Genomic DNA, 19637 nt, shown 5'->3' with positions numbered 1-19637 from the left:
AGGCTCCCCGGCGGATCGGAGGCATGAGGGAGGATCGGGTTCGCGTGACGGCGAGAACCTCGATCCGGCGGTCGCTGAGCTGGGCCATCGGGCTGGTAATTACCCCAGGATTTGACGCAATTCTGCGGAATGATGCATCGCTCGGTAATGCGTGCCCTGCGGGGCGTAACGCCTGGTGAGCCTCCAGCGATGAAGCTGGCGCTTCAGCGCGTCGGTCACACCACCTTGGAGGTTATTGTGGAATCCGCGGTCGACCGGTACGAGGAGCTCGAATCCGGATACCGCCCTCGTGACCTGGGCGGTGCGACCGTGCACGTCCACCTGGCCACCACTGATTTCCAACTCCGATTCGTCACCATGTGTGCGGCTGCGGCGCTGCGGGAGATGGACCCCGACCAGGTCCGGTTGAGCCGGTCGCCCGGCTTCGGCGCGTTCCTGAGCTTCTTGAAACGCGCCTCCTCCCTGCTGCGCAGCTCCACCCAGTCCGACGGTGACGCGACCGCGCAGCTGGTCGACTCCGTCCTCGCGGCGGTCCAGGCGCGGGACGGTCGGGACCCGGACTTCGGCACGTTGGTGAAGTTGCGCAACCACGTGTTCCACGGCGGTCCTGTTCCAGCCGGGCATCACGGAGATGACCTCGCCCAGCGCGTGGGTGCCACCACCGAGGTGGTGTCCGATCTGATCAGGGGGTTCCTGGACGGCGCTTCCGTGTCGACGGTGTCCGACGGCAGTGGCCTCGACCAGGTCGAACTCCGGTGGTCGGCCAAGCGGCTCTCGCTCTGGCCGTTCGTCTGCTCGGACGAAACCGGGAGCTGGTGCGTGTTCTCCACCTTCAGCCGTTTGACGCCGACCTACATCCGCGCAAGCCAGCGGGACGTTCGCGTCGAAGGCTACGGTGAGCGGCTGGTGGTGGCGCTGAGCGCCGCGATGGTGCCGGCCTCCGAGGATCGGACCTTCCCCGACTTCGTCAACGAGTTGCGCGCCGACCTCGACGGGTTCCGCGACCGCGACCACCAGCCTCACCACGACGAGCTGGACGGTGAGATCAGCATGATGTGGGTGCGGGCGTTGAGCACCGGGTCGGAGTTCCGGTACGACCGCTTCCGGCTCGGCGAGGGAGAACAGCGGCAGTGGTGGTCCCCGGAGTCCGAGCGGTGGGTGTCCTACCCCGGGTTCCTCCGCCAGCTCTCGAACTGGGCCGTGGTCGCCAAGAGCGTCCGCCAGAACCTCGAGCTGCTCGAGGAGCAACTCATCGCCGGAGAACGGACGACGCTCGGCTGGACCAAGGACTCCTCGATGCTGATCGAACCGATGGTCCGGCTGGCCGGCTTGCAGGAGCCGTACCCCGATGGCATCTCGGCCGGGCAGAGCACGATCTCGTTCGGTGACCTGCGTCGGCAGATCGACGAGCGATTAGCCGCGCGGGGATCCACAACGAGGCTCTACTTCATCGCGGGTGAGGCCGGGATCGGCAAAACACGCACTCTCGTCGCGGCGGCGCTGAGCCGCGCCCGCGAGGTCGAAGCCGAGAGCGACGACACGCCTCCGCACGAGCGACTGCCGCTGTTCTTCTACGTCCGCTCGACCGGGCAGGCGTCGAACAGCCTGCAGACCGTCATCAATGCCGAGGCGGCGGCGACCCGGAACCTCAACGTCGAGAACATCCGGGCGCTGTGCCGGAACGGCCTCATGGCGCTGCTGGTAGACGGCTTCGACGAGCTGCTGGGCGGCGTCGGCTACGACAACGCGCTCGGCTCGCTGAGGGAGTGGATCGAGGCGATGAGTGGTCGCGGCGTCCTCGTCGTATCGGCGCGCTCGTCCTACTACCTCAACCAGTACCGCTCGAGCATCGCCAACAACAAGCAGAACCGCAACCTGGCCATCGACCACCGCGTGGCGTCGGTCCAGCGCTGGACCGACAGCCAGGTGGAGAAGTTCCTGCGGCACCACGGCGTCGACCCGGCGGGACGGGACCGATTGGGGCTGGACGACCGCGAGCTGCTCGGCCTGCCGTTCTTCGCCAGGGTGTACGTGGAGGCGGTGGCCATGACGAACGTCGCCACCGTGTCACTGCCCGACGTCATCCTGGAGCAGTACCTCAAGCGCGAGGCGACGAAGCTCATCATGCCGGGCGATCAGGGACGTCCCCTCATGGAGCCGAACGAGCTGCAGGCGACGTTCGAGACACTGGCACAGCTGATGGCCGAGCAGAGCGCCCGGGAGGTGGACCTCGACGAGTTGACCCTCGCCGTCCAACTCGTCCTCGGTGACGACGCTCTGACGAGTCGGCGTGGCCTCGCCAACCGGCTGTCGGTCCTTTGCGGACTGGCGGTGTCCGGGGCGTCCACGGCCGATCGCCGGTTCACGTTCCAGCACGAGTTGTTCTACGACATCTTCTTGGCCAACGCCATCGTGCGCGAGCTCAAGCAGGACCAGTACGAACGCGTGGTCGACATGCTCGGTCGTACGCAGTGGCGCGTCGCCACGGTATCCAGACTCGTCCGCCTCGTGCCGGAGCGCACGCACCTGCTGCTGACCGGGAGCCTCCATCGCGTCGACGACCTGCCGGTCGAACGGCAGAAGCCGTTCCGCGCCAACGTGGGCTCTATCTGGGAGTCGCTCATCCGTCGAACCCGTGAGGTCGACGTCGAGGAGGTCACCGACGCCGCGTTCGAATCACTGGACTTGACCGGCGTACGCGTCGGGAAGTTGGATTTCCGGAGTTGCAGCTTCGACTCGCTCACCTTCCCACCCACGGGCAACTGGAACGTGGGGTTCACCGGGTGCGTGGTCGACGCGCTGTGGGTGAAGAAAAGCGGTCGGAGCCTGAGCGGCATCAAAACCTTCGACGACACGTCAGTGCGGTTGCTGGTCCAGCAGGACTCGCTCCGGGAGAGGCCGCTGGAGATCCAACGCGGACTGCACGACATGGGCGCTCCAGTTCCGCCTGTGGAGGACGACGACCGGAATGAGCTGGAGGACGCGGCGACGTTCTTCCTCCAGAACATCGCCAACCGCACCGAGTCCATCTATGTGTCAAAGCGCAACCTCGAGCCGGCGGAGGTGAACACCCGCTGGCAGTTCGATCGCGGTGTTCGGCTGTGGGTGGAGTTCATCCGGACGCTGCGTGACTCCGAGGCGGCGTCACTCGTGCAGGTCTCCGCGGCCGGCCCTCCGGTGCTGCACGTGCGCATCCAATCGGTCGGCAGGCTGCTCGACCGGAACACCGATGACGAGTCGGTCGCCGCCTTCTGGCGACTCGTGGCCGAGCGTGGCTGACACCCGGTGATGATCACCCGGTGCGGTGGCAGGAGGCGACGTGCTTCTTGCCGCCGCGCCTGGTGCTGACCGGTTGTTGCTTGTCGCGTTGAAGGCAGAGGAAGCGTCGCGGAGGTGGGTGCTCGCTTTCCCGTAGGCGGTGCCGCCGTTCCGATGTCGCCGACGCCCTTGCCTCCGCCGATGTCCGACACGACGAGAGGCGCGAGGTGTTTGCCGATCATGACCTGGCAGTTGCGGTACCAGAGGCCGTTCGAGCCGTCGTGGCCGAGAGTGGAGGCCACCGACGTCGTCACCCACGGGGCCGGCTCACCCGGAGAGGGTCGGGTACATGCTGGTGGTCCGGTGCCGGCGGGTCCGAGGCTGAGGGTGTTGTCGCCCTTCGACGGCACGAGTCGGGCCCACTGCCGAGGTGCCACTGGTCGTCGATGGTGGCGGCGGTGTTGCTGCCGTGTCTGCTGATGCCCGCCACATCCAAAGCAGCGACGCCGTTCTTGGTGACGGACGGGACCACACAGCGCGGGCACGCCGAACTGGTTGCGGACCGACCCGATGAGGGGCCCGGCGTCCACTCCCACCACAGGGCTCAGACGTCGATGCCGATGGCGGTCGTCCCGGTGTTCGCCCACCAGAAGTAAAGCTCCTTCTCGGAGGGTTTGCGCCGAGCACCGCATTCGGTCCGCGGACTACCGGTCCGCCACCCACGCCCGCGATCCATCGGCATGTCCGCCTTGTGCGAGTCGCGTGGGGCCGTCGCCGACGCCCGACATGCGTTCTGGAATTTCACGTTCGTGGATGGCAGGCACGCTGTTCGCGGCGCTTCCGAGGCGGGCTTCGGGGCGTCCTGGCCGCAGGTCGACGAAGAACGAGGGCAACGCGTGCGGAAATGATTGATCCTCGGGTTCTATCCCGCCCGTCGGGCACTGTTGAACATGTAGCCACGTTCTTCGAGGTCGCGGGCTGTCGACCGGGCGTCGCCCCGCAATTCGCGCCAACGGCGCAGCAGTCCGGTGATCGGTGCGGGAAGCGGCACGTTTTCGTAGCGTCCCGGTTCACCCCACTCCAGGCGCAGGGTCGGCACACCGTCCACCACTTGACCGGTCGGCACCGGGTCGAAGGGGATCCAGTGCAGGACGTGGTCGTCCAGAGTGGCCTCCACCAGGGTCAACGCCATCGGGAACGGCTCGCCACCCAGTTCGAGGGCAGTCGAGAGGTCCAAGTGCTCCCAGAGCACGACCAGCCGGCTCGACCGCATGGCCGACGGTAGCGCGCCCAGTTCCGCAATTGCCGCGACGGCGTCGGCGCCCCGGTAGAACCTCCGGCATATCAGGTAGCCGGAATACGGCTGGTCGGGATCGTTCGAGAGCAAGTGGACTTGGGGTCGTGGAACTGCTCCGGTAGTGTGGAGTTCCGCTTTGGCCGCGCGTACGACGATACGCGGCAGTTCAGTGACGATGTCGGGCATGGCACCAGTATGCCGTTGTCGTCCGAGTTCCGAACGGCAGGGAACCAGGATTACATGCGTGAGTTGTTGATCTCCCGTATTCGAGCCAAGCTCGCGAATGGTGGTAACCCCTACGCCGTCCTGGACAACGCCCTGCTCGTCGACGCCGAGGAGTTGGCGACGCTCACGACGTCGACCGAGGACGTGGCCGAGACCTGCTTCCTGATCGGCCTGCTGCACTGGCGCCGCGGAAGCGCGTTCGCCGACGAACGGGCACGTCCGGAGGTGCACACGGCTGTCGCTCTGCTGCGAATCGCCCACGAGGGTGGCGTGGCGCTGCCCGAGCCGCTGCCCCGGATCGTGGCGGGGGCCCCGCTGCCGCTCTTCGACGGCGTGTCGGCGCGCGACGTGAGCGTGTGGGACCTGTTGGCCTACCTGACGGGACCGGTGCTCGGGTTCGGGGCGGACGTCCCCGGTGCGCGCGTTCTGGTAGCGCTCTTCCGGAACGGGGTCGCCGCTACCGCGCCGGACTCACCATCGCGGCCGATGCGCGTGTCGACCCTGGTCGGTGCGCTTCGAGTGCTGTTCGAGCGCACCAATGACCTCGCGGCGTTGGAGGAGGCGATCATCGTCTGCCGCGGGGAGTTGGCCGGTCCGCTACCGGACGCCGAACGCGCGATGCACGAGTACAACCTCGCGGAGAGCCTGCGGATGGCGCATGAACGCACCGGTGACCCAGCGGCCCTGGAAGAGGCCGCGGCGAGGCACCGCACGGTTCTGCGGATCGACGTCGGCAGGCACCGGCGGGTCGCACCGCTGCTCGGCCACAGCGTCGTGCTCCGACGGCTGTTCGACCTCGGCGGTGACGCCGCCGTCCTGGACGAGGCCATCGAGTCGGCCCGTGCCGCGGTCGAGGTCGCGACCGACTCGGACCTGGCCAAGGCGCTGACCAACCTCGGGTCCGCGTTGGCGGCACGCTTCGACCACGGGGGTCGGCAGGAGACGCTCAACGAGGCCATCACCGTCACCCGACGCGCGGTGGAGCACCTCCCGGCCGGGACGGCGTCGCAGGTCAGCAGTCGCTACAACCTGGCGACCCTGCTCGCCGCGCAGTTCAACCGCAACGGTGACCTGACCGCGTTGCAGGAAGCCATCGCCTCGGTGCGGGCGGCGTTGGCCGCGATGCCGGACGACAGCTCGGAGAACGCGCAATACCAGGCGGCCCTCTCCGCGTGCCTGATCAGCAACTACGACCGCACCGGTGACGTCGCGGCACTGGACGAGGCGATCCGGTGGGGGCGGACCGCCGTCGCGAACACCCCGGCCGACCAACCCGACCGGGCCTACCACGCGGTGAACCTGCTGTCCGCGTTGCGAGCCAAGGCCGAAGACGCGGACGATTCGGACGCCTTCGACGAGGCGCTGACCCTCGCACGTGCCGTGGCTCGTTCGGAGGTCGCCGGTCGCAGGCGTGGGCAACTGCTGGTCACGGTGGTCAACGTGCTGCGCATGCACCACGTCAGGACCGGCGCGGTCGACTCGATCGAGGAGGCCGTCGCCTTCGCACGACGGGCGGTTCTCGAGACCCCGGTCGACAACAGTGACCGGGCGGTGTGCGAGCACGCGCTGGCGGGCGCGTTGGAGTCGGCGGCCCCGATCTTCGGCGCGCACTTGGAGGACGAGGCCGTCCGGTTGCTGGAGTCCGTCGCGAACCGGGAGGACGCGAGGACGGTGCTGCGCGTGCGTGCCGCGTGGAGCTGGGGAGTGCTGGCCTGGAAGTCGGGCCGGGTGGACGATGCCCTCCGCGGTTTCAGCCGTGCCGTGGAACTGCTGCCGAGGCTGGCGGCGCGAGGGCTGGTCCGCACGGACGGCAACCACTGGCTGGCTGAGTTCTCGCGACTCACCTCGGAAGCGGCCTCCTGCGCGTTGGAAGCGGGCAGGCCGGAGCGTGCGGTCGAACTGTTGGAGACGGGTCGGGGCGTGCTGCTGGCGCGGGCGCTGGAACCGCGCTCCGAATCGGCTCGGCTGCGTGAGCTCGCGCCGCGGTTCGCGGAGCGGTTCGCGGACCTGTGCGCGCTGCTGGACACCGACCGGGAGACGTCGCCGGACGAGGACCCGGACCGCCGTCGCGAACTAGCGGCCGAGTTCGACGCACTGGTCGAGCGCATCCGCGCCGTCCCGGGCCTGGAAACCTTCCTGCTGGCACCGAGGTTCGAAGACCTGCGCCGGGTGGCGCAAGACGGTCCGATCGTGGTCCTCACCGTCAGCAGGTACCGCGGCGACGCGCTGATCATCTTTCCCGGAGGCATCCGTGTGCAGCCGCTGCCGAACCTGACACCGCGATCGGTGCACGACAGGTTCGTCGCGTTCCAGGCGGCTCTCGGGCGCCAGGGCGGCCCGGCTCCCGTGCGCGACACGGAAAGCGCGTTGCACGACGTGCTCACCTGGCTCTGGGACTCGGTCACCGGTCCGGTGCTCGACGTGCTCCAGCCCGCTCCGGGAACCGCTCCTCGTGTGTGGTGGATGCCTTGTGGGCTGTTGGGGTTGCTCCCCCTGCACGCCGCCGGTCGGCACCGTGATCCCTCCGAGCGGCGCTCGGTCCTGGACTTGGTCGTCTCGTCGTACGCGCCCACGATCCGCGCGCTCGCGCATGCCCGTAGCCGACGACGAGCGACCAGCGTGCCGGACACCCTGGCGGTGGCGATGCCGGACACCCCCGGTGAACCGCGGCTCCAGTACGCGGGCAGGGAGGTGGAGGCGATCAGCCGCATCCTGCCGTCGGTGCGGACGCTCGTCGGCACGCAGGCGACGCGGGCCTCGGTCTTGTCGCGGCTGCCCGTCAGCCCGCGGGTGCACTTCGCCTGCCACGCCACGAGCGACCCGACCGACCCGTCCGGGAGCCACCTGCTCGTGCACGACCACCACGAGAACCCGCTCCGGGTGCTGGAGATCTCGCGCCTCGATCTCGAAGCACCGGAGCTCGCGTTCCTGTCCGCGTGCGACACCGCGGTGACGTCGCCGGAACTCGCCGACGAGGCCGTGCACATCGCCTCGGCGTTCCTCCTCGCCGGTTACCCCCACGTCATCGGCACGTTGTGGCCGATCAACGACCGGATGGCGGCCACCGTCGCCGAGGACGTCTACACGACCCTCGCCTCGCGCGACCACGACGTCGCGCACACCGCGTCGTCGTTGCACGAGGTGACCGTGCGGATGCGGGACCGGTACCGCCTCAGGCCCACCGTCTGGGCTTCCCACGTCCACGTGGGGGCGTGACGGCTACCGGCCCTTCCACAGCCAACCGCGCCCGGTGAACTTCTTGACCACGATCTCCGCGGGGTCGAACTCGTCCGGGGCGAGCCCCGGGGCGCCTTCGCCCACGACGTAGTCGTGGAGGCGGTCCGACAGCATCACGACCAAGTCCGCCCCCGGGCGCTCGGTCACCGCCGCCCGCAGGGGTGGGCTGTCGAGGAGCCTCCCGATGGTGAGGGTCACCTTGCCGCCGAAGCCGAGGGCAGCGAGCCCGACCGGGCCGACATCGGCGGCCATGCGCAGCCGGATGCGGTCCCGGTAGACGGCGTTGTCGTCCGCGACCCGCCGCGCCATACCGCTTAGCAGCAGTGGCAGAGCGTGCTGAACGTCGACGTGGTCGGGCAGGAACACCAGCAGGCCGTCACCCGCGCCTTGGTGATCGGCGTCGGCGAAGTCCAGGCCGAGGTCGGCGACCGCGCGTTTCACCAGAGCCGCCAGGCGTTCTTGGACCTGCTCCTCGGCCGGGGTGGATCGGCTGCCGTAGTCGACGACGTCGAGCATGAAACCCAGCCGGAACCGCTTGCCCGCGGCTTTGGGGGCGCTCCGGACCGGCGCAGGCTCGGGCGCGATCTCCCGGATCTCGCGGGCCAAGCCGCGGCTGCGGTCGAGCAGGGCCAGCGTGTCACCCAACTGCGCGTGGAACCAGTCGACCAGCGCGAGATCCGCATCGAACAAGCGGGGCACCAGCAGCGACATGTTGTGGCGCACGGCGGACACCGACTCGCGCATCCGCTCCACCCGGTCCGCGCCGACAGCGAGCCCGATCTCGTCACCGCGCAGTTCACCGACGACATCGGTGCGCGTCAGATCGGTCCGCAGCTCGTCCACCCTGGTGTCGACCTGGGCGCGCAGCTGGTCGAGCCAGAACTGGTCACGCTGCCACACGCGGATGTGGTGGCGCAGCTTGGCGGCGTTGGCCAGGTAGCGGGCCAACGGCGGCAGGGCGACGTCACCCCGGCTCCACGTCCACGCGCTGAGCCGGTCGTCCTGCCCGACAGGCGCCGTGACCACGAGGTCCCGGTCCGGCCCGGAGGACGGGGAGGGTTCCCACAGCAGGATGTCGTCATCCAGCGGCTGCGGGGAATCCCACCTGATCCGACCGTGCAGCCGAGCCGGCAGGCGCTCCCTCGACCACCCGCTGGACGGCTTCGCCTGATGGACACGGGCGATTCCGAGCAGCGCGCCGGTGTTCTCGCCCGCGACCTCCGACCACCACCGGTCGAACTCGATCCAGCCCGGCGGCACGAACGACGCCGCGCCGGCGTCCACCGGAGCGGCGAAGACGAGCGAGAGGTTGAGCACGTCCTGGTGGCGACGTAGCAGGAGTTGGATGTCGACGGCCTCGTTCTGCGCCGCGGCCAAGGGCTCATCGAGCCCGGGACCGACCGCGGTGGGCGGTTCGGTGGGCAGTGCGGTGCCGGCGATGTCGTGGGTGACCCCGAGCAGGTCGCGGCACCGCTGCCAGATCGACCGCACCTGCTCGAACGCGCGACCGGCCCGCCGCCCTCCCAGCGGGGCGAAGGCGTGGACGATGAGCTCCTGCTCAGTCGGCGTCGGACCGGTCATCGTCCTCCTCCGAACCCTCCGCGTCCCGCAGGCTGTCCAGCGTCTCGGTGCGGCGTTCCAGCACGAACGGCGGCGGCGGCACGACCGGCTCCTGACCGACCCTGGTGACTCGCACCGGCGCGGCGAATTCCACGGCGTCGGTCGCGTCGCGGATCACGTCAGCCTCGCCCGTGCGCACTGCCGCAGCCAGGGCTCCGACCAAGTTCGCGACGTCTCGCCAACGCCCTTCCGTCATCTCCCACTGCACCAGGTCGTCCAGGACCACCCGCACGTCCTTGACGATGTCCCCGTCCAGCACCCTCTCGTTCCTCCTCATCCTGCGTCCCTCGTGTTCGCCGGGGTGAAGCCATCACCGATGACGCACAGGCTCGCCCACGCCGACGGCGGTGCGTCGGGTCTGCGCGCCAAGTACTCCACCTGCGCGCGGTGCAGCGCCTCCGCGGGTGGCGAATCGCGCAGATGTCGGTAGAACGCGCCCATCACCCGTGCTCCGGTGATGCCGCCCACGTCGGCGGTGCCCGCCAGCACCCACCGCGCGCCGGCCAGCAGCGCGGCCGTCGGCAGCCCGAACGGCTCGGCCGCCGCCAGCGGCACCACGCGGCCGGACCAGCAGGACGCCGTGATGAAGCCGTCGGGCAGGGACGCCGTGAGCAGTTCGGCAGCGGTGAGCTGGTCGGTGGCGGTCAAGGACAGCGCCTGGGCCAATCCGGCGCGGGCCGGGCCGTCGATGTAGGCATCGGGGTCGAGGACGGGTGGAGACCCGTGGGCGCCGATCACGACGGCGGAGAACCTGTCGGCGGTGGTCAGCGCGTCCCGCAGCTCCGCGGCCGTCGTGAGCCACACCGGCGACAGGGCGTCGGTCAGCGCACGGCGCTCACGGGCGGACCCGGGCAGTCGCGGGTCGATGAAAGCGAGGACACCATCACCCGTGCGGTGTGGGCGGGAGCGCAACGACACCCACAGCGGGAACGATGGCACGAGCGTCAGGTGGACCAACTCGGCCAGCACGCGGTTGCCCAACCGTGCCGCGGCCACCGGCACGGGGCCGAGCAGACTGCCCGTGGACAAGATCAGCGGCGGCGGTGACGGTGCGGAGAGGAGTTCCGAGGCGAGCGCCTGTGGCACGACCGTGGTGCCCAGCTCAGCGAGAGCGTCGAGCTGGTGTCCCCACCCCGCGTCGTCCACCGCCCGCGCGTACCGGTCGATCAGCTCGTGCACCGAGTCGGGCAATCGCACCACGTCGACCACCGGTTCCCTGCCCGCTTTGAGCCACACGCGGGTGCAGACGGTGACGTCGTCCTCGAAGACGTCCACGAGCAGGGCATGACCGCCCTCCGGCAGGCTCGCGAGGATCTCACCCTCGTCGGGCGTGGCGCCGCCGAGGGCGCGGCGCATCTGGGTCGAGGTGGCGTGCTCCAGTTCCCGGTAGAGCGCGGCCAGAGCTCCATCCGGGTCGCCCTCGGCGGTGGTCAGCGTGATGCGGGTGACCAGGTCGTGCAAGTCCGGGCTGAACCGAGCCCCGGCGCGTACGAACGCGCTCAGCGCCTCCGCGCGCGCGGCCGTCGCGACCGCGAGCGCGGTGCGGCCGTCACCTGTGCCGACAGCGCACCGCATGGCCAGCGCGTAGGTGGCGTTGTTGTCGATGTAGAACGAGCGGCGGTGGGTCGGGTCGGCGAGCTGCCTGCCGTCGTCCTCGTCGAGCTGGAAACCGGCGACAGCGTGCGGGAGGGCGTCGGTGAACCGGCCTGCCGCCGCGAGCTGGAGCGCTACTTGGTGGTGGGCGATGCTCGCCGCACCGCGGTCGGCGTCGTGGTCGAGCAGGTCGAGCGCCTCGGTGAAGTGCGCCAGTGCCTCGTCGGGCAGCTCGCGGGCGCGGGCGAGGAACCCCCGCTCCAAGGCCACGGCAGACAGTGCGCGATGTGGTCCGTCCGGCTCGCCGCCTGCCACGAGCGCATCGTGGACCTCGTCCAGCATCGCCTCGGCGTCCTCGAACCGTCCACGCAGTCTGGCCACCTGGGCGAGCAGGCGGGTGGCCGTCGCATGGCTGGTCGGTTCGCCGGCACCCAGTCGACGGGCCTGCTCCAGGCGTTTCGCCGCGCGGTCGAGCAGCGCCGGGTCCCGGGTGCCCGCGACGACGTCCCGGTAGCCGAGCCGCCGGGCGGCGGCGGCCGCACCCAGCCGCCGACCCGCTCGCAGGTAGGCGGTGAAGGCTTCGCTGTAGCGCTCGCGGGCACCCTCCTCATCACCGACCTGCTCCAGCACGGCGCCCATCTCGCGCAGGGTGTTCGCCACGCCCACGCGCCTGCCCAGGGCCGCGTACCGGTCGCGGGCCTCCGTCAGCAGGGCCCGGGCGGTGTCGTAATCGCGGGCGATGCGCGCCGACACGGCCTCCTCCCGGTAGACGTTGGCGAGCAGCAGCTCGACCTGCTCAGGCGCACCGCCCGCCGCGTGATGGGCTGCCGCCGCCCGACGAGCCGCGTGCAACATGTCGCGTGCGTGGGCGAAACGGTCCTGGTGATGGGCGATCGTGGCGCGGACGAACAGCGCCTGTCCTTCTTCCAAGGCGTTGCCGATCGAGGACGCCTTGCGCGCCGCGCGCTCCGCAAGGGCATCCGCGCGGGGGAAGTCGGCCCGGTACCGGGCAACGATCGCCAGTTCACGCAGCGCCTCGCACTCCAACGAGGCCAGGCTCTCTCGTTCGGCGAGCGCGACGGCCTCCGCGTACCCCCGCTCGGCGTCATCGTGGGCGCCGCGGGCACCGCGCACCCAAGCCCACTCGATCAGGACGCGGGCGCGCCGAGCGGCGTCCGGGGCCTGGGCCGCGAGGAGGACGTCGAGCATGCGCTCGGCCTCCGCCAGGTCGTGTCGGTCGACCGCACCGCTCGCCCGAGCCATCAAGTCGTCGAAGTCGGTCATGGGCGTCGGTGCCCGGTTCGCCCGCGCGAACCCGCTGGGGCCGCCGCCTGCCCGGGTTTATCTCGGGTCGCGGTCAGCATTGACGTCCGCCACCACGGCGAGCGCGGTAGCCGGTGCCGCGATCGTCCTCGCGTGCGTTCACCTGTCGGACGGCTCACGCCAGGTCGTGTGGTCATCAGATCCTCCAAGCTGGTGAGTACCGGCCTGGAGCAGGACCAGTCGCTGAAGCGTCACGTGATCCTGGTTCGGTGCGCGGCATCGGTGTACGCAGAAGTGCGGAGTCCGCGCACTTGCTCGACCGTCGCCGCGTCCGACGGACTCCCGTGCTGGGGCGACGCTGCTGAGGAAAGGCGTCCAAGACCGCTTGACCGCGCACCGCTCCCGCGTGGGGTCGTGCCACCACGGCATGAGGTCCGCGGGTTCTCGAAGTTGCAGCCGACGCCGACGACCGGCCAGGACGTGCAGATCTGGTCTGACACGCCGGACCGCAACGACGGGACGAGCTACCAGCTCTCCGTTGGCACGGACTCCTGGGGCAAGGCGCGGTCGCTGCTGAAGTTCGACACGTCGGTGGTGCCGGCGGGGACGAACCTGACGTCGGCGACGCTGCGGCTGTACTACGACTCGGAGCTGTGGACGGGCGCGAACAGCAACGTGCACGAGGTGCGTCGGGTCACGGGGTGGTCCGAGGACACCGCGACGTGGAACCGGGTCAACGCCGCGTTCGCCGAGGCGGGGTCGACCACGGCGACCAAGCAGGCGGGCGTGGGGAACGTCTGGCACGAGTGGGACGTGCGCGACATCGCCCGGCAGTGAGTGTCGGGGTCGGCGGTGAACCACGCCTGATGGTGAAGTCGACCGATGGGGCGCTGAACCGGGGTGGCGCGATCTACCAGGCGGCGGAGTACGCCTACAACGGTGAGATCGAGAACAGCCCGAAGCTGGTGCTGACCTACGGCCGCCCGAGCGTGGACTTGAAGTACCCCACCAAGATCCACGCGACGGGTGCGGAGCTGGCGTGGAGTCCGTACGCGGACCCGGACCCGAACAACCCGGCGGACGACGTGGTGGAGTACCAGTTGCACCGCACGGTGTTCCAGAGCTTCACCCCGTCGGCGTCGACGTTGATCGCCCCGCTCGCACCGACGACGACCTCGTTCACCGACACCACGGCCCGGCCTACGCCCGCGGATTCCGCGGACCCGTTCGGCAATGCCTACTACTACATGGTCGCGGTGAAGACCCGTGACGGTCAGGTGATCCCCGGTCCGACGCAGGTGACCAGGCTGCCCAAGGCCGGGCTGACGACGCAGGTGTTCCACGGCGGCGCGAGCGACACCGCGTTGTCCTCCAACCGCCCGGACGCGAACCTTGACGCCATCGGCGGTCAGCCGTGGTTGATGGTGGGCAACAGCTCCACCACCTACGGCCGCACCCGTGCGGTGGTCAGGTGGAACGACCTGTCGGCCATCCCGGCCGGTGCGCGGATCGTGGACGCGGACCTGGCGTTGTGGGGCTTCTACAGCGACGGCAGCGGGGCGACGTTCGACGGCCACCCGTTGACCAGGTCCTTCACCGAGAACCAGGCGACGTGGAACCGCGCGTCGACGGCGACCGTGGAGCACGCCGGGTGGTGACGTCGGCGCGGCACTCCGGGCAGCTCAAGCACGGTGACGCCACGCCACGCCGCGGCCGGGGAGCAACGTGCCGAACGCGTCGGACAGCGACCTGCTGAACATCGCCCGGAACTCGCGCAACCCCGACGAGCAGATCAAGGTCAACCGCAACTCCGACGGCACGATGACCATCATCCAGGGCAACCAGCGGGTCTACGAGCTGTTGAACCGGGCCGGACAGGGCAGGATCGGGTGGAACGAGGAGATCCCGCTGTGGGGTTCCTGGTGACGAGAACGGATCAAGGGATGAGCATCCGCCGGTGGGCCGCCGACTTGCTGCGTGCCCGCGAGCCGGACCTGCGCACGGTGACGCGCGACCAGCTCGTCGCGCTGCGTGAGACGGCGAAGGCGCGCGGGTACACCGGTCGGGCATGGCGGGATGGCGAGGACTACGTCATCAACGAGTCCGCGTTCATCTGGCTAGGTCGGTGACGAGATCGGCGACGGCGTGGTGGTGTGCAACCTCGTCGTGTCGCAGACCGAGCTCACCGGCAACAGACCGGCCGGAACCTCGGTCCGCCGCCACACCCTGCACGTGCACGTGGACGACCTGCGCCGGCTGAAACGCGCCACCGCGGAGGAGGCAGGCCGCGCATACTTCGTGCTCGGTCCGAAGTCGCCGCGTGGTGCGGCGATCATCGTCGTGGCGGCGGTGTTGCCGCTGGTGGCGATGCGGGTGGACCGGTTGCGGCGGGTGATGCCCGTCCTCGGCTCTGGGCAGCGGTCGGCCTCACCTCCGTCGCGGTGACGCGCCGCCGGGCCTGGGTCTGGTCGGCGGTGGGTGCTCGATGGCGACAGTGGTCGGCGTGCTCAGCGGGCTCGGGGTGGTCGGGTCCTTCCGGATCGGGTGACGGTGTGGGCGGCTTTCCGTCAGTACCCGTAGAAGTAGCCGGTCACGTCGACCACGAGGTCCAGCTCGCCGTCGCTGCCGTTGTAGAACCCGGCCCTCGAGGACTGGGTGACGGCGAGGTTGTTGGTCACCGCGCCGGGGGTGAAGTTCAGCGTCGCCGAAGTCGGCTCGAAGTAGGCGGGGTCCCGGTGGGAAGCGGTGAGGAAGCCGTCGCGCCGGGGGTTCACGACCTTCGCGTTGAAGATCACCGCGTCAGGGGTGTAGCTGAGCGCCGGGGCGCCCTGGTCCAGCGGGTACTGGGTGTTCGACCGGCCGGGCAGCGCGCCGGCGGGACCGCCGATGCCGGTGCGGGTGTCGACCGCGCGGAACGGTGCCACGGGCAGGAGGTAGCTCCTGCCGAACGGGGCGAAGTAGCCGACGACGTCGATGACGACGTCCGTGGTCGCGTTCGAGTACAGGGCGAGGTACCCGTCCGGACCGAGGGGTGCGACCACGGAGTTCGTGATGGTCTGCCCGGCCGTGTAGTTGAGGTTCGACGTCTGCGGGGTGGCCTCGCCGAAGGGGTAGAGCGTCAGGTGACCCGGTGCGCGGGGGTCGACCACCGTCACCGTGAGCAGTGCCGCGGTCGCGTGGCTGGGCACGCCGCCGGTGTAGTGGCCGCCGACCCGCTGGCTGAACACCTGGCCGGCGACGACCGGTGCGGGCGACACCATCCCCTGACCGTTGCGCGTGTCGAGCAGCCGGCTCGGGTCGATGGCGGTGAAGCCCTCAGCCGTCGTGACCCGGGCGAAGTAGCCGGTGACGTCGGCGATCAGGTCGACGGTGCCCGGACTGCCGTTGTAGAGGTCGACGTGGCCGCCGCCGACCGCGACGGTCGTCAACCCGGGCACGGTCCCGCCGGCGCGGAAGTCCACCACGGACGCGTTGGGCTTGGCCTGCCCGGTGGGGTGGGCGGTGAGGTACCCGTCGGCCTCCGCGTTGGTGACGGTGAGGTTCATGGCCACCGCCGCCACGTCGACCGGCACCCCGTGGCGACCGCCGATCGAGAGCCGCACGGTGCTGTACGGCGCGACCTTCTGACCGGGCGCGCCGATGCCCGCCCTGGTGTCCAGGAAGCGGGTCGGCCCGTGCGTGACGTAGCCGGAGCTGAGCGTGGTGTAGCTCGTTACGGCGGTCGCGGTGCTGCCGCCCGCGTCGGTGACGGTGGCCCGGACCTGGTACGTGCCGGGCCGCTTGTAGTGGTGGTAGCCCGCCCCGCCGGTCACGGTCCCGGTCTCGCCGTCACCGAAGTCGAAGGTGCTGCGGGCGATGTTCCACGGGCTGCCGCCGGAGTCGGTCTCGAACGTCACCGTCATGCCACCGTGGTTGTTCACGGTCAGGCTGGGGTGCAGCGTCCCGCCGGCCGGCACGACCTTGAGCGGCTGCGAGGTGCTGCTGGTCAGCCGGGACTCGCTGGTCGCCGTCACCTTGACGGTGTAGTCGCCGGTCGTGGCGTAGGCGTGGGACGCCGAGCACGACCCCGAGGTGGTCGTGCCGTCGCCGAAGTCGATCGCGCAGGTGAAGGGCGATTTCCACACGGAGCTGAGGGAGCTGCTGACGCTGACCGCACCACCGACCGGCGCCTGCGACGCGGACACCTGAATGGACCCGGAGTTGAGCTGGTCCTGCAACTCCCGCGCGCCGCGGTCGACGTAGGCGACCGCACCCGCCCCCGTGTTGGGCACCTGCGGGTTGTCCACGCGGGGGCCGTTGACGGCCAGGTCGAGCACGCCCGGCGCGTCGGCGTTGCCGGAGTCGACGGCAGGCGTGCCCTTGTTCGGGTCCGTTTGCAGGTCGTGCGCGCCCTGTCCGGTGGCGGCCTGGAGGGTGGCGGGGGTCTGGTAGGCCGTCCCCGCCCACCGGTACAGGTTCCCGTACATGTAGATGATGTTGTAGTCGAGCGTCGTACCGGGCGCTGCCGCGCTGTCGACCTCGAGCGCGTGCACCGGTCCCTTGGGGCAGTAGCTGCTGACCGAGGAGGACAGCATCTCGGTGATGACGTTGTTCTGGATCGAGGAGCCGGTGGTCCCGCCGGTGACCACGACCGCGCGGAGGCACGAGTCGCGGAAGGTGTTGCCGGTGACGGCGAAGGCGTCGACGTTCTCGCCGATCACGCCGAAGTTGCCCAGCGAGGTGATCGTGTTCCCGGTGACCGTGACGCGGGCCCCGCCGTCGGCGTACACGGCCCGGCCGCGCGTTTCGAACGTCGTGCGGCTGACCGTGATGTCCGTGGACCCGCCGGTGACGCGCACCGAGTTCGCGTTGCTGTAGGGGGACGCGTCCGGGCGGATCGTGCCGCGGTCGAGGGTGACCCGGCTGGACCCGTCGATGACGACGGCGTCGGTGGCGGTGGCGCCTTGGACGGTCATGCCCCGCAGCGTCACGTCGTGGGCGCCGCGCACGGTGATCGTCGGCGAGGTGCTGCCCGACGGACGCCGCACGGGTCCGCCCTCGAACACGATCGGAGCTTCGGCGGTCCCGGACCGGGTGATGGTCACGGTCTGGTCGCGCGTGGAGTTGATGTTGACGACCTGCCCCGGCTCGACCACGTCGGCGGCTGCCTGCACGGTGCAGAACGGCGTCGTCACGCTGCCGTCACCGGTGTCGGAGCAGGCCGCGATGTCGCGCACGTGCAGCGTGGTGGCCGCGGCTTGCGCCGCCGGTGCCGACACCACTCCGGCGAGAACCGCGAACGCCGCTGCTGCGGCGATGGTCGGCAGGCGCACTTGGGTCTCCTCGGGAACGCACGGCGGCTCGGCACGTTCGTCACGAGACCGGCGCCCAGTATGACCGAGGTGCGTCGCGCGTCCGACCGGTTTGCTCCGGATCGCGGTGCCGCTGTGGTACATCGTTGGGCGTCTGTGATGTGCGGGGCTTCAGGTGAGGAGCGTGGTGGAAGACGCTGTGTACGCGGACGCGGCGAAGGGGTTGCTGAGCCCGGAGCGGGTGTACGCGCGCGGGGAGGCGATGTCGAAGGGCTCGGTGGTGCCGGCCCGGCCGGGTGTCTACGCGTGGTACTTCGACGAGGTGCCGCCGGGGGTGCCGACCGCGGGGTGCCGGGTCGGCGAGTTCGGGACGCTGTTGTACGTGGGGATCGCGCCGAAGGCCCCTCCGGGCAACGGCGCGCGGCCGAGCCGGCAGCACCTCCGCCGGCGGGTCGGCTACCACTTCGGCGGGAACGCCTACGGCTCCACGCTGCGGTTGACGCTGGGGTGTCACCTGGCGGAGCAGCTGGGCATCGAGCTGCGCCGGGTGGGCAGCGGGACGCGGTTGACGTTCACCAAGGCGGGCGAGGCCGCGCTCAGCGAGTGGATGGGCGCTCACGCCCGGGTGGCGTTCGTCCTCGATGACGAGCCGTGGAAGCTGGAGCACGAGCTGATCAAGCGCGAGGTCCTGCCGCTGAACATCGCCGACAACGCCCACAGCCCGTACTACCTGTCGTTGCGTGCGCTGCGTGACGAGCACAAGCGACGGGCGCGCGCACTTCCCGTCACGTCTTGATCGCTTGCGGTTCGCGGCGCTCCGGGGTCGTGGCCGCTCGCACAGCGCTGGTCGTCGGCTGCGGACCAGCGCTGTGCGTGGTCGTCCGGGTTACGGGAGGGCGACGAAGGGGGAGAGGAACGTGCGGGCGGAGGGGGTGTCCAGGCGGTAGACGACGTTGGTGGCGTAGCACGGGGCGTCGCCGGTGATGGTGGTGGCGACGAGGACGCGGCGGCCGTCGACGGTGGCGAAGTTGGGGCCGCCGGAGTCGCCGTAGCACGCGCCGCCGTTGCCCTGGGACTCGATCATCGACAGGCGCAGCCAGGTGTTGTTGAGCGCGTTGAAGCCCAGAGGGGCCTTCATCCGCACGCCGCCGCCGGGGTGGGTCTGGCCGCCGGGGCCGTTCTGGGCTTCCTCGGTGCCGTAGCCGACGACGGTGTACTCGGTGGCGTCGAGCGCCTTCGGGCCCAACGCGTCGAGCTTGCCGGCGGTCGGCAGGGTGGCGGGGGTGAAGCGCCAGCGGGAGGCCACCTGTTTGGCGGGCAGCTCGATGACGGCGATGTCGTGCGCGTCGGCCGAGTTGCCCGGGTAGGCCGGATCGGCGTGGGCCACGCCCTGGACGCCGACGGCCGCCGCCTTCTGCGCCGGGGTGCCCGTGGCGGTGTCGAGCGCGGACTGCACGTCCTGGAGCAGGGAGACGTAGAACCTGACGTTGGCCGGCCACCCGTCGACGCAGTGGGCCGCGGTGAGGAACGTGTCCGCGTCGACCATCGTGCCGCTGCACACCCAGTCGACGCGGTCGGGGGTGGCGGGGTTGTCGTCGTTGTCCCAGGTCGCGACGAGAGCGCCGACCTCGGTGCGTTCCGGGGCGGGGACGGCGTTGTAGGTGTTGATCGCGGAAGCGGGCGAAGCGGTCACGGCGGCCAGCGCGACGACTGCGGCGGCCACGGTTGCTGTGCGCATGTGCACTCCTTGCTCCAAGCGGCGTAGTTCCGGGATTCAACTCCTTCGGACGCGCGGATGGCACCGACTGGTGGTGGTTGACAGATGCCAGGGAAGCGGCGTGACGGCTGGGACC

Annotated in this window: 14 protein-coding genes; 8 read left to right on the top strand and 6 right to left on the bottom strand. The window is 70.2% G+C overall.

What is annotated here, in order from left to right; translation table 11 throughout:
• The first annotated feature begins 189 nt into the window (after nucleotides 1–189).
• The gene (locus tag ACIQMJ_RS19395; protein WP_499762356.1) at nucleotides 190–3279 is read left to right on the top strand and encodes an NACHT domain-containing protein; all 3090 of its coding nucleotides are present in this window, start codon (nucleotides 190–192) and stop codon (nucleotides 3277–3279) included.
• A gap of 901 nt (nucleotides 3280–4180) precedes the next feature.
• On the opposite strand, the gene ACIQMJ_RS19390 is transcribed toward ACIQMJ_RS19395, so the two are convergent.
• Complete coding sequence (locus ACIQMJ_RS19390) at nucleotides 4181–4741, bottom strand: hypothetical protein (RefSeq protein WP_499762355.1); 561 nt, start codon at nucleotides 4739–4741, stop codon at nucleotides 4181–4183.
• A 54-nt stretch (nucleotides 4742–4795) separates the two neighbouring features.
• Between ACIQMJ_RS19390 and ACIQMJ_RS19385 the strand changes: the two genes are divergently transcribed.
• Complete coding sequence (locus ACIQMJ_RS19385) at nucleotides 4796–7996, top strand: CHAT domain-containing protein (protein ID WP_499762354.1); 3201 nt, start codon at nucleotides 4796–4798, stop codon at nucleotides 7994–7996.
• A gap of 3 nt (nucleotides 7997–7999) precedes the next feature.
• Here ACIQMJ_RS19385 and ACIQMJ_RS19380 read toward each other — a convergent pair whose 3' ends face one another.
• Genes ACIQMJ_RS19380 through ACIQMJ_RS19370 form a run of 3 tightly spaced genes read right to left on the bottom strand, consistent with a single transcriptional unit; the run spans nucleotide 8000 to nucleotide 12514 of the window.
• Nucleotides 8000–9598, bottom strand: a complete 1599-nt coding sequence (locus tag ACIQMJ_RS19380) for a CATRA conflict system CASPASE/TPR repeat-associated protein (RefSeq protein WP_499762353.1) — start codon at nucleotides 9596–9598, stop codon at nucleotides 8000–8002.
• Nucleotides 9576–9914 (bottom strand): CATRA system-associated protein, encoded by a 339-nt coding sequence (locus tag ACIQMJ_RS19375; protein ID WP_499762352.1) that lies wholly within the window; start codon nucleotides 9912–9914, stop codon nucleotides 9576–9578. The genes ACIQMJ_RS19380 and ACIQMJ_RS19375 overlap by 23 nt, the downstream gene beginning before the upstream one ends.
• Nucleotides 9911–12514 carry a CHAT domain-containing protein gene (locus ACIQMJ_RS19370; RefSeq protein WP_499762351.1) on the bottom strand — a complete coding sequence of 868 codons (2604 nt, stop codon included), beginning with the start codon at nucleotides 12512–12514 and terminating at the stop codon, nucleotides 9911–9913. The genes ACIQMJ_RS19375 and ACIQMJ_RS19370 overlap by 4 nt, the downstream gene beginning before the upstream one ends.
• Nucleotides 12515–12907: 393 nt before the next feature.
• Here ACIQMJ_RS19370 and ACIQMJ_RS19365 point away from each other — a divergent pair, with 393 nt between their 5' ends.
• The 5 genes from ACIQMJ_RS19365 (at nucleotide 12908) to ACIQMJ_RS19345 (ending at nucleotide 14938) form a co-directional block, all read left to right on the top strand.
• Nucleotides 12908–13330 carry a DNRLRE domain-containing protein gene (locus ACIQMJ_RS19365; protein ID WP_499762350.1) on the top strand — a complete coding sequence of 141 codons (423 nt, stop codon included), beginning with the start codon at nucleotides 12908–12910 and terminating at the stop codon, nucleotides 13328–13330.
• A gap of 29 nt (nucleotides 13331–13359) precedes the next feature.
• The gene (locus tag ACIQMJ_RS19360; protein ID WP_499762349.1) at nucleotides 13360–14151 is read left to right on the top strand and encodes a DNRLRE domain-containing protein; all 792 of its coding nucleotides are present in this window, start codon (nucleotides 13360–13362) and stop codon (nucleotides 14149–14151) included.
• 67 nt (nucleotides 14152–14218) lie between these two features.
• Nucleotides 14219–14419, top strand: a complete 201-nt coding sequence (locus ACIQMJ_RS19355) for a hypothetical protein (protein ID WP_499762348.1) — start codon at nucleotides 14219–14221, stop codon at nucleotides 14417–14419.
• Between the two features lie 17 nt (nucleotides 14420–14436).
• Nucleotides 14437–14622, top strand: coding sequence for a hypothetical protein (locus tag ACIQMJ_RS19350; RefSeq protein WP_499762347.1), 186 nt, complete (start codon nucleotides 14437–14439; stop codon nucleotides 14620–14622).
• A gap of 37 nt (nucleotides 14623–14659) precedes the next feature.
• Nucleotides 14660–14938: a hypothetical protein gene (locus ACIQMJ_RS19345; RefSeq protein ID WP_499762346.1), complete on the top strand. Its 279-nt coding sequence runs from the start codon at nucleotides 14660–14662 to the stop codon at nucleotides 14936–14938.
• Nucleotides 14939–15060: 122 nt separating this feature from the next.
• On the opposite strand, the gene ACIQMJ_RS19340 is transcribed toward ACIQMJ_RS19345, so the two are convergent.
• The gene (locus ACIQMJ_RS19340) at nucleotides 15061–17805 is read right to left on the bottom strand and encodes a PKD domain-containing protein (protein WP_499762345.1); all 2745 of its coding nucleotides are present in this window, start codon (nucleotides 17803–17805) and stop codon (nucleotides 15061–15063) included.
• A gap of 166 nt (nucleotides 17806–17971) precedes the next feature.
• Here ACIQMJ_RS19340 and ACIQMJ_RS19335 point away from each other — a divergent pair, with 166 nt between their 5' ends.
• Nucleotides 17972–18580 (top strand): GIY-YIG nuclease family protein, encoded by a 609-nt coding sequence (locus tag ACIQMJ_RS19335; protein WP_499762344.1) that lies wholly within the window; start codon nucleotides 17972–17974, stop codon nucleotides 18578–18580.
• A gap of 90 nt (nucleotides 18581–18670) precedes the next feature.
• On the opposite strand, the gene ACIQMJ_RS19330 is transcribed toward ACIQMJ_RS19335, so the two are convergent.
• The gene (locus ACIQMJ_RS19330) at nucleotides 18671–19522 is read right to left on the bottom strand and encodes a trypsin-like serine protease (protein ID WP_499762343.1); all 852 of its coding nucleotides are present in this window, start codon (nucleotides 19520–19522) and stop codon (nucleotides 18671–18673) included.
• Nucleotides 19523–19637 lie beyond the last annotated feature (115 nt).

It is taken from the genome of Actinosynnema sp. NPDC091369, from assembly GCF_044757065.1.
In the GTDB taxonomy this organism is placed as follows: domain Bacteria; phylum Actinomycetota; class Actinomycetes; order Mycobacteriales; family Pseudonocardiaceae; genus Actinosynnema.
The sequence above is the reverse complement of the archived record's forward strand: the minus strand, read 5'-3'. Positions and strand labels throughout refer to the sequence as shown.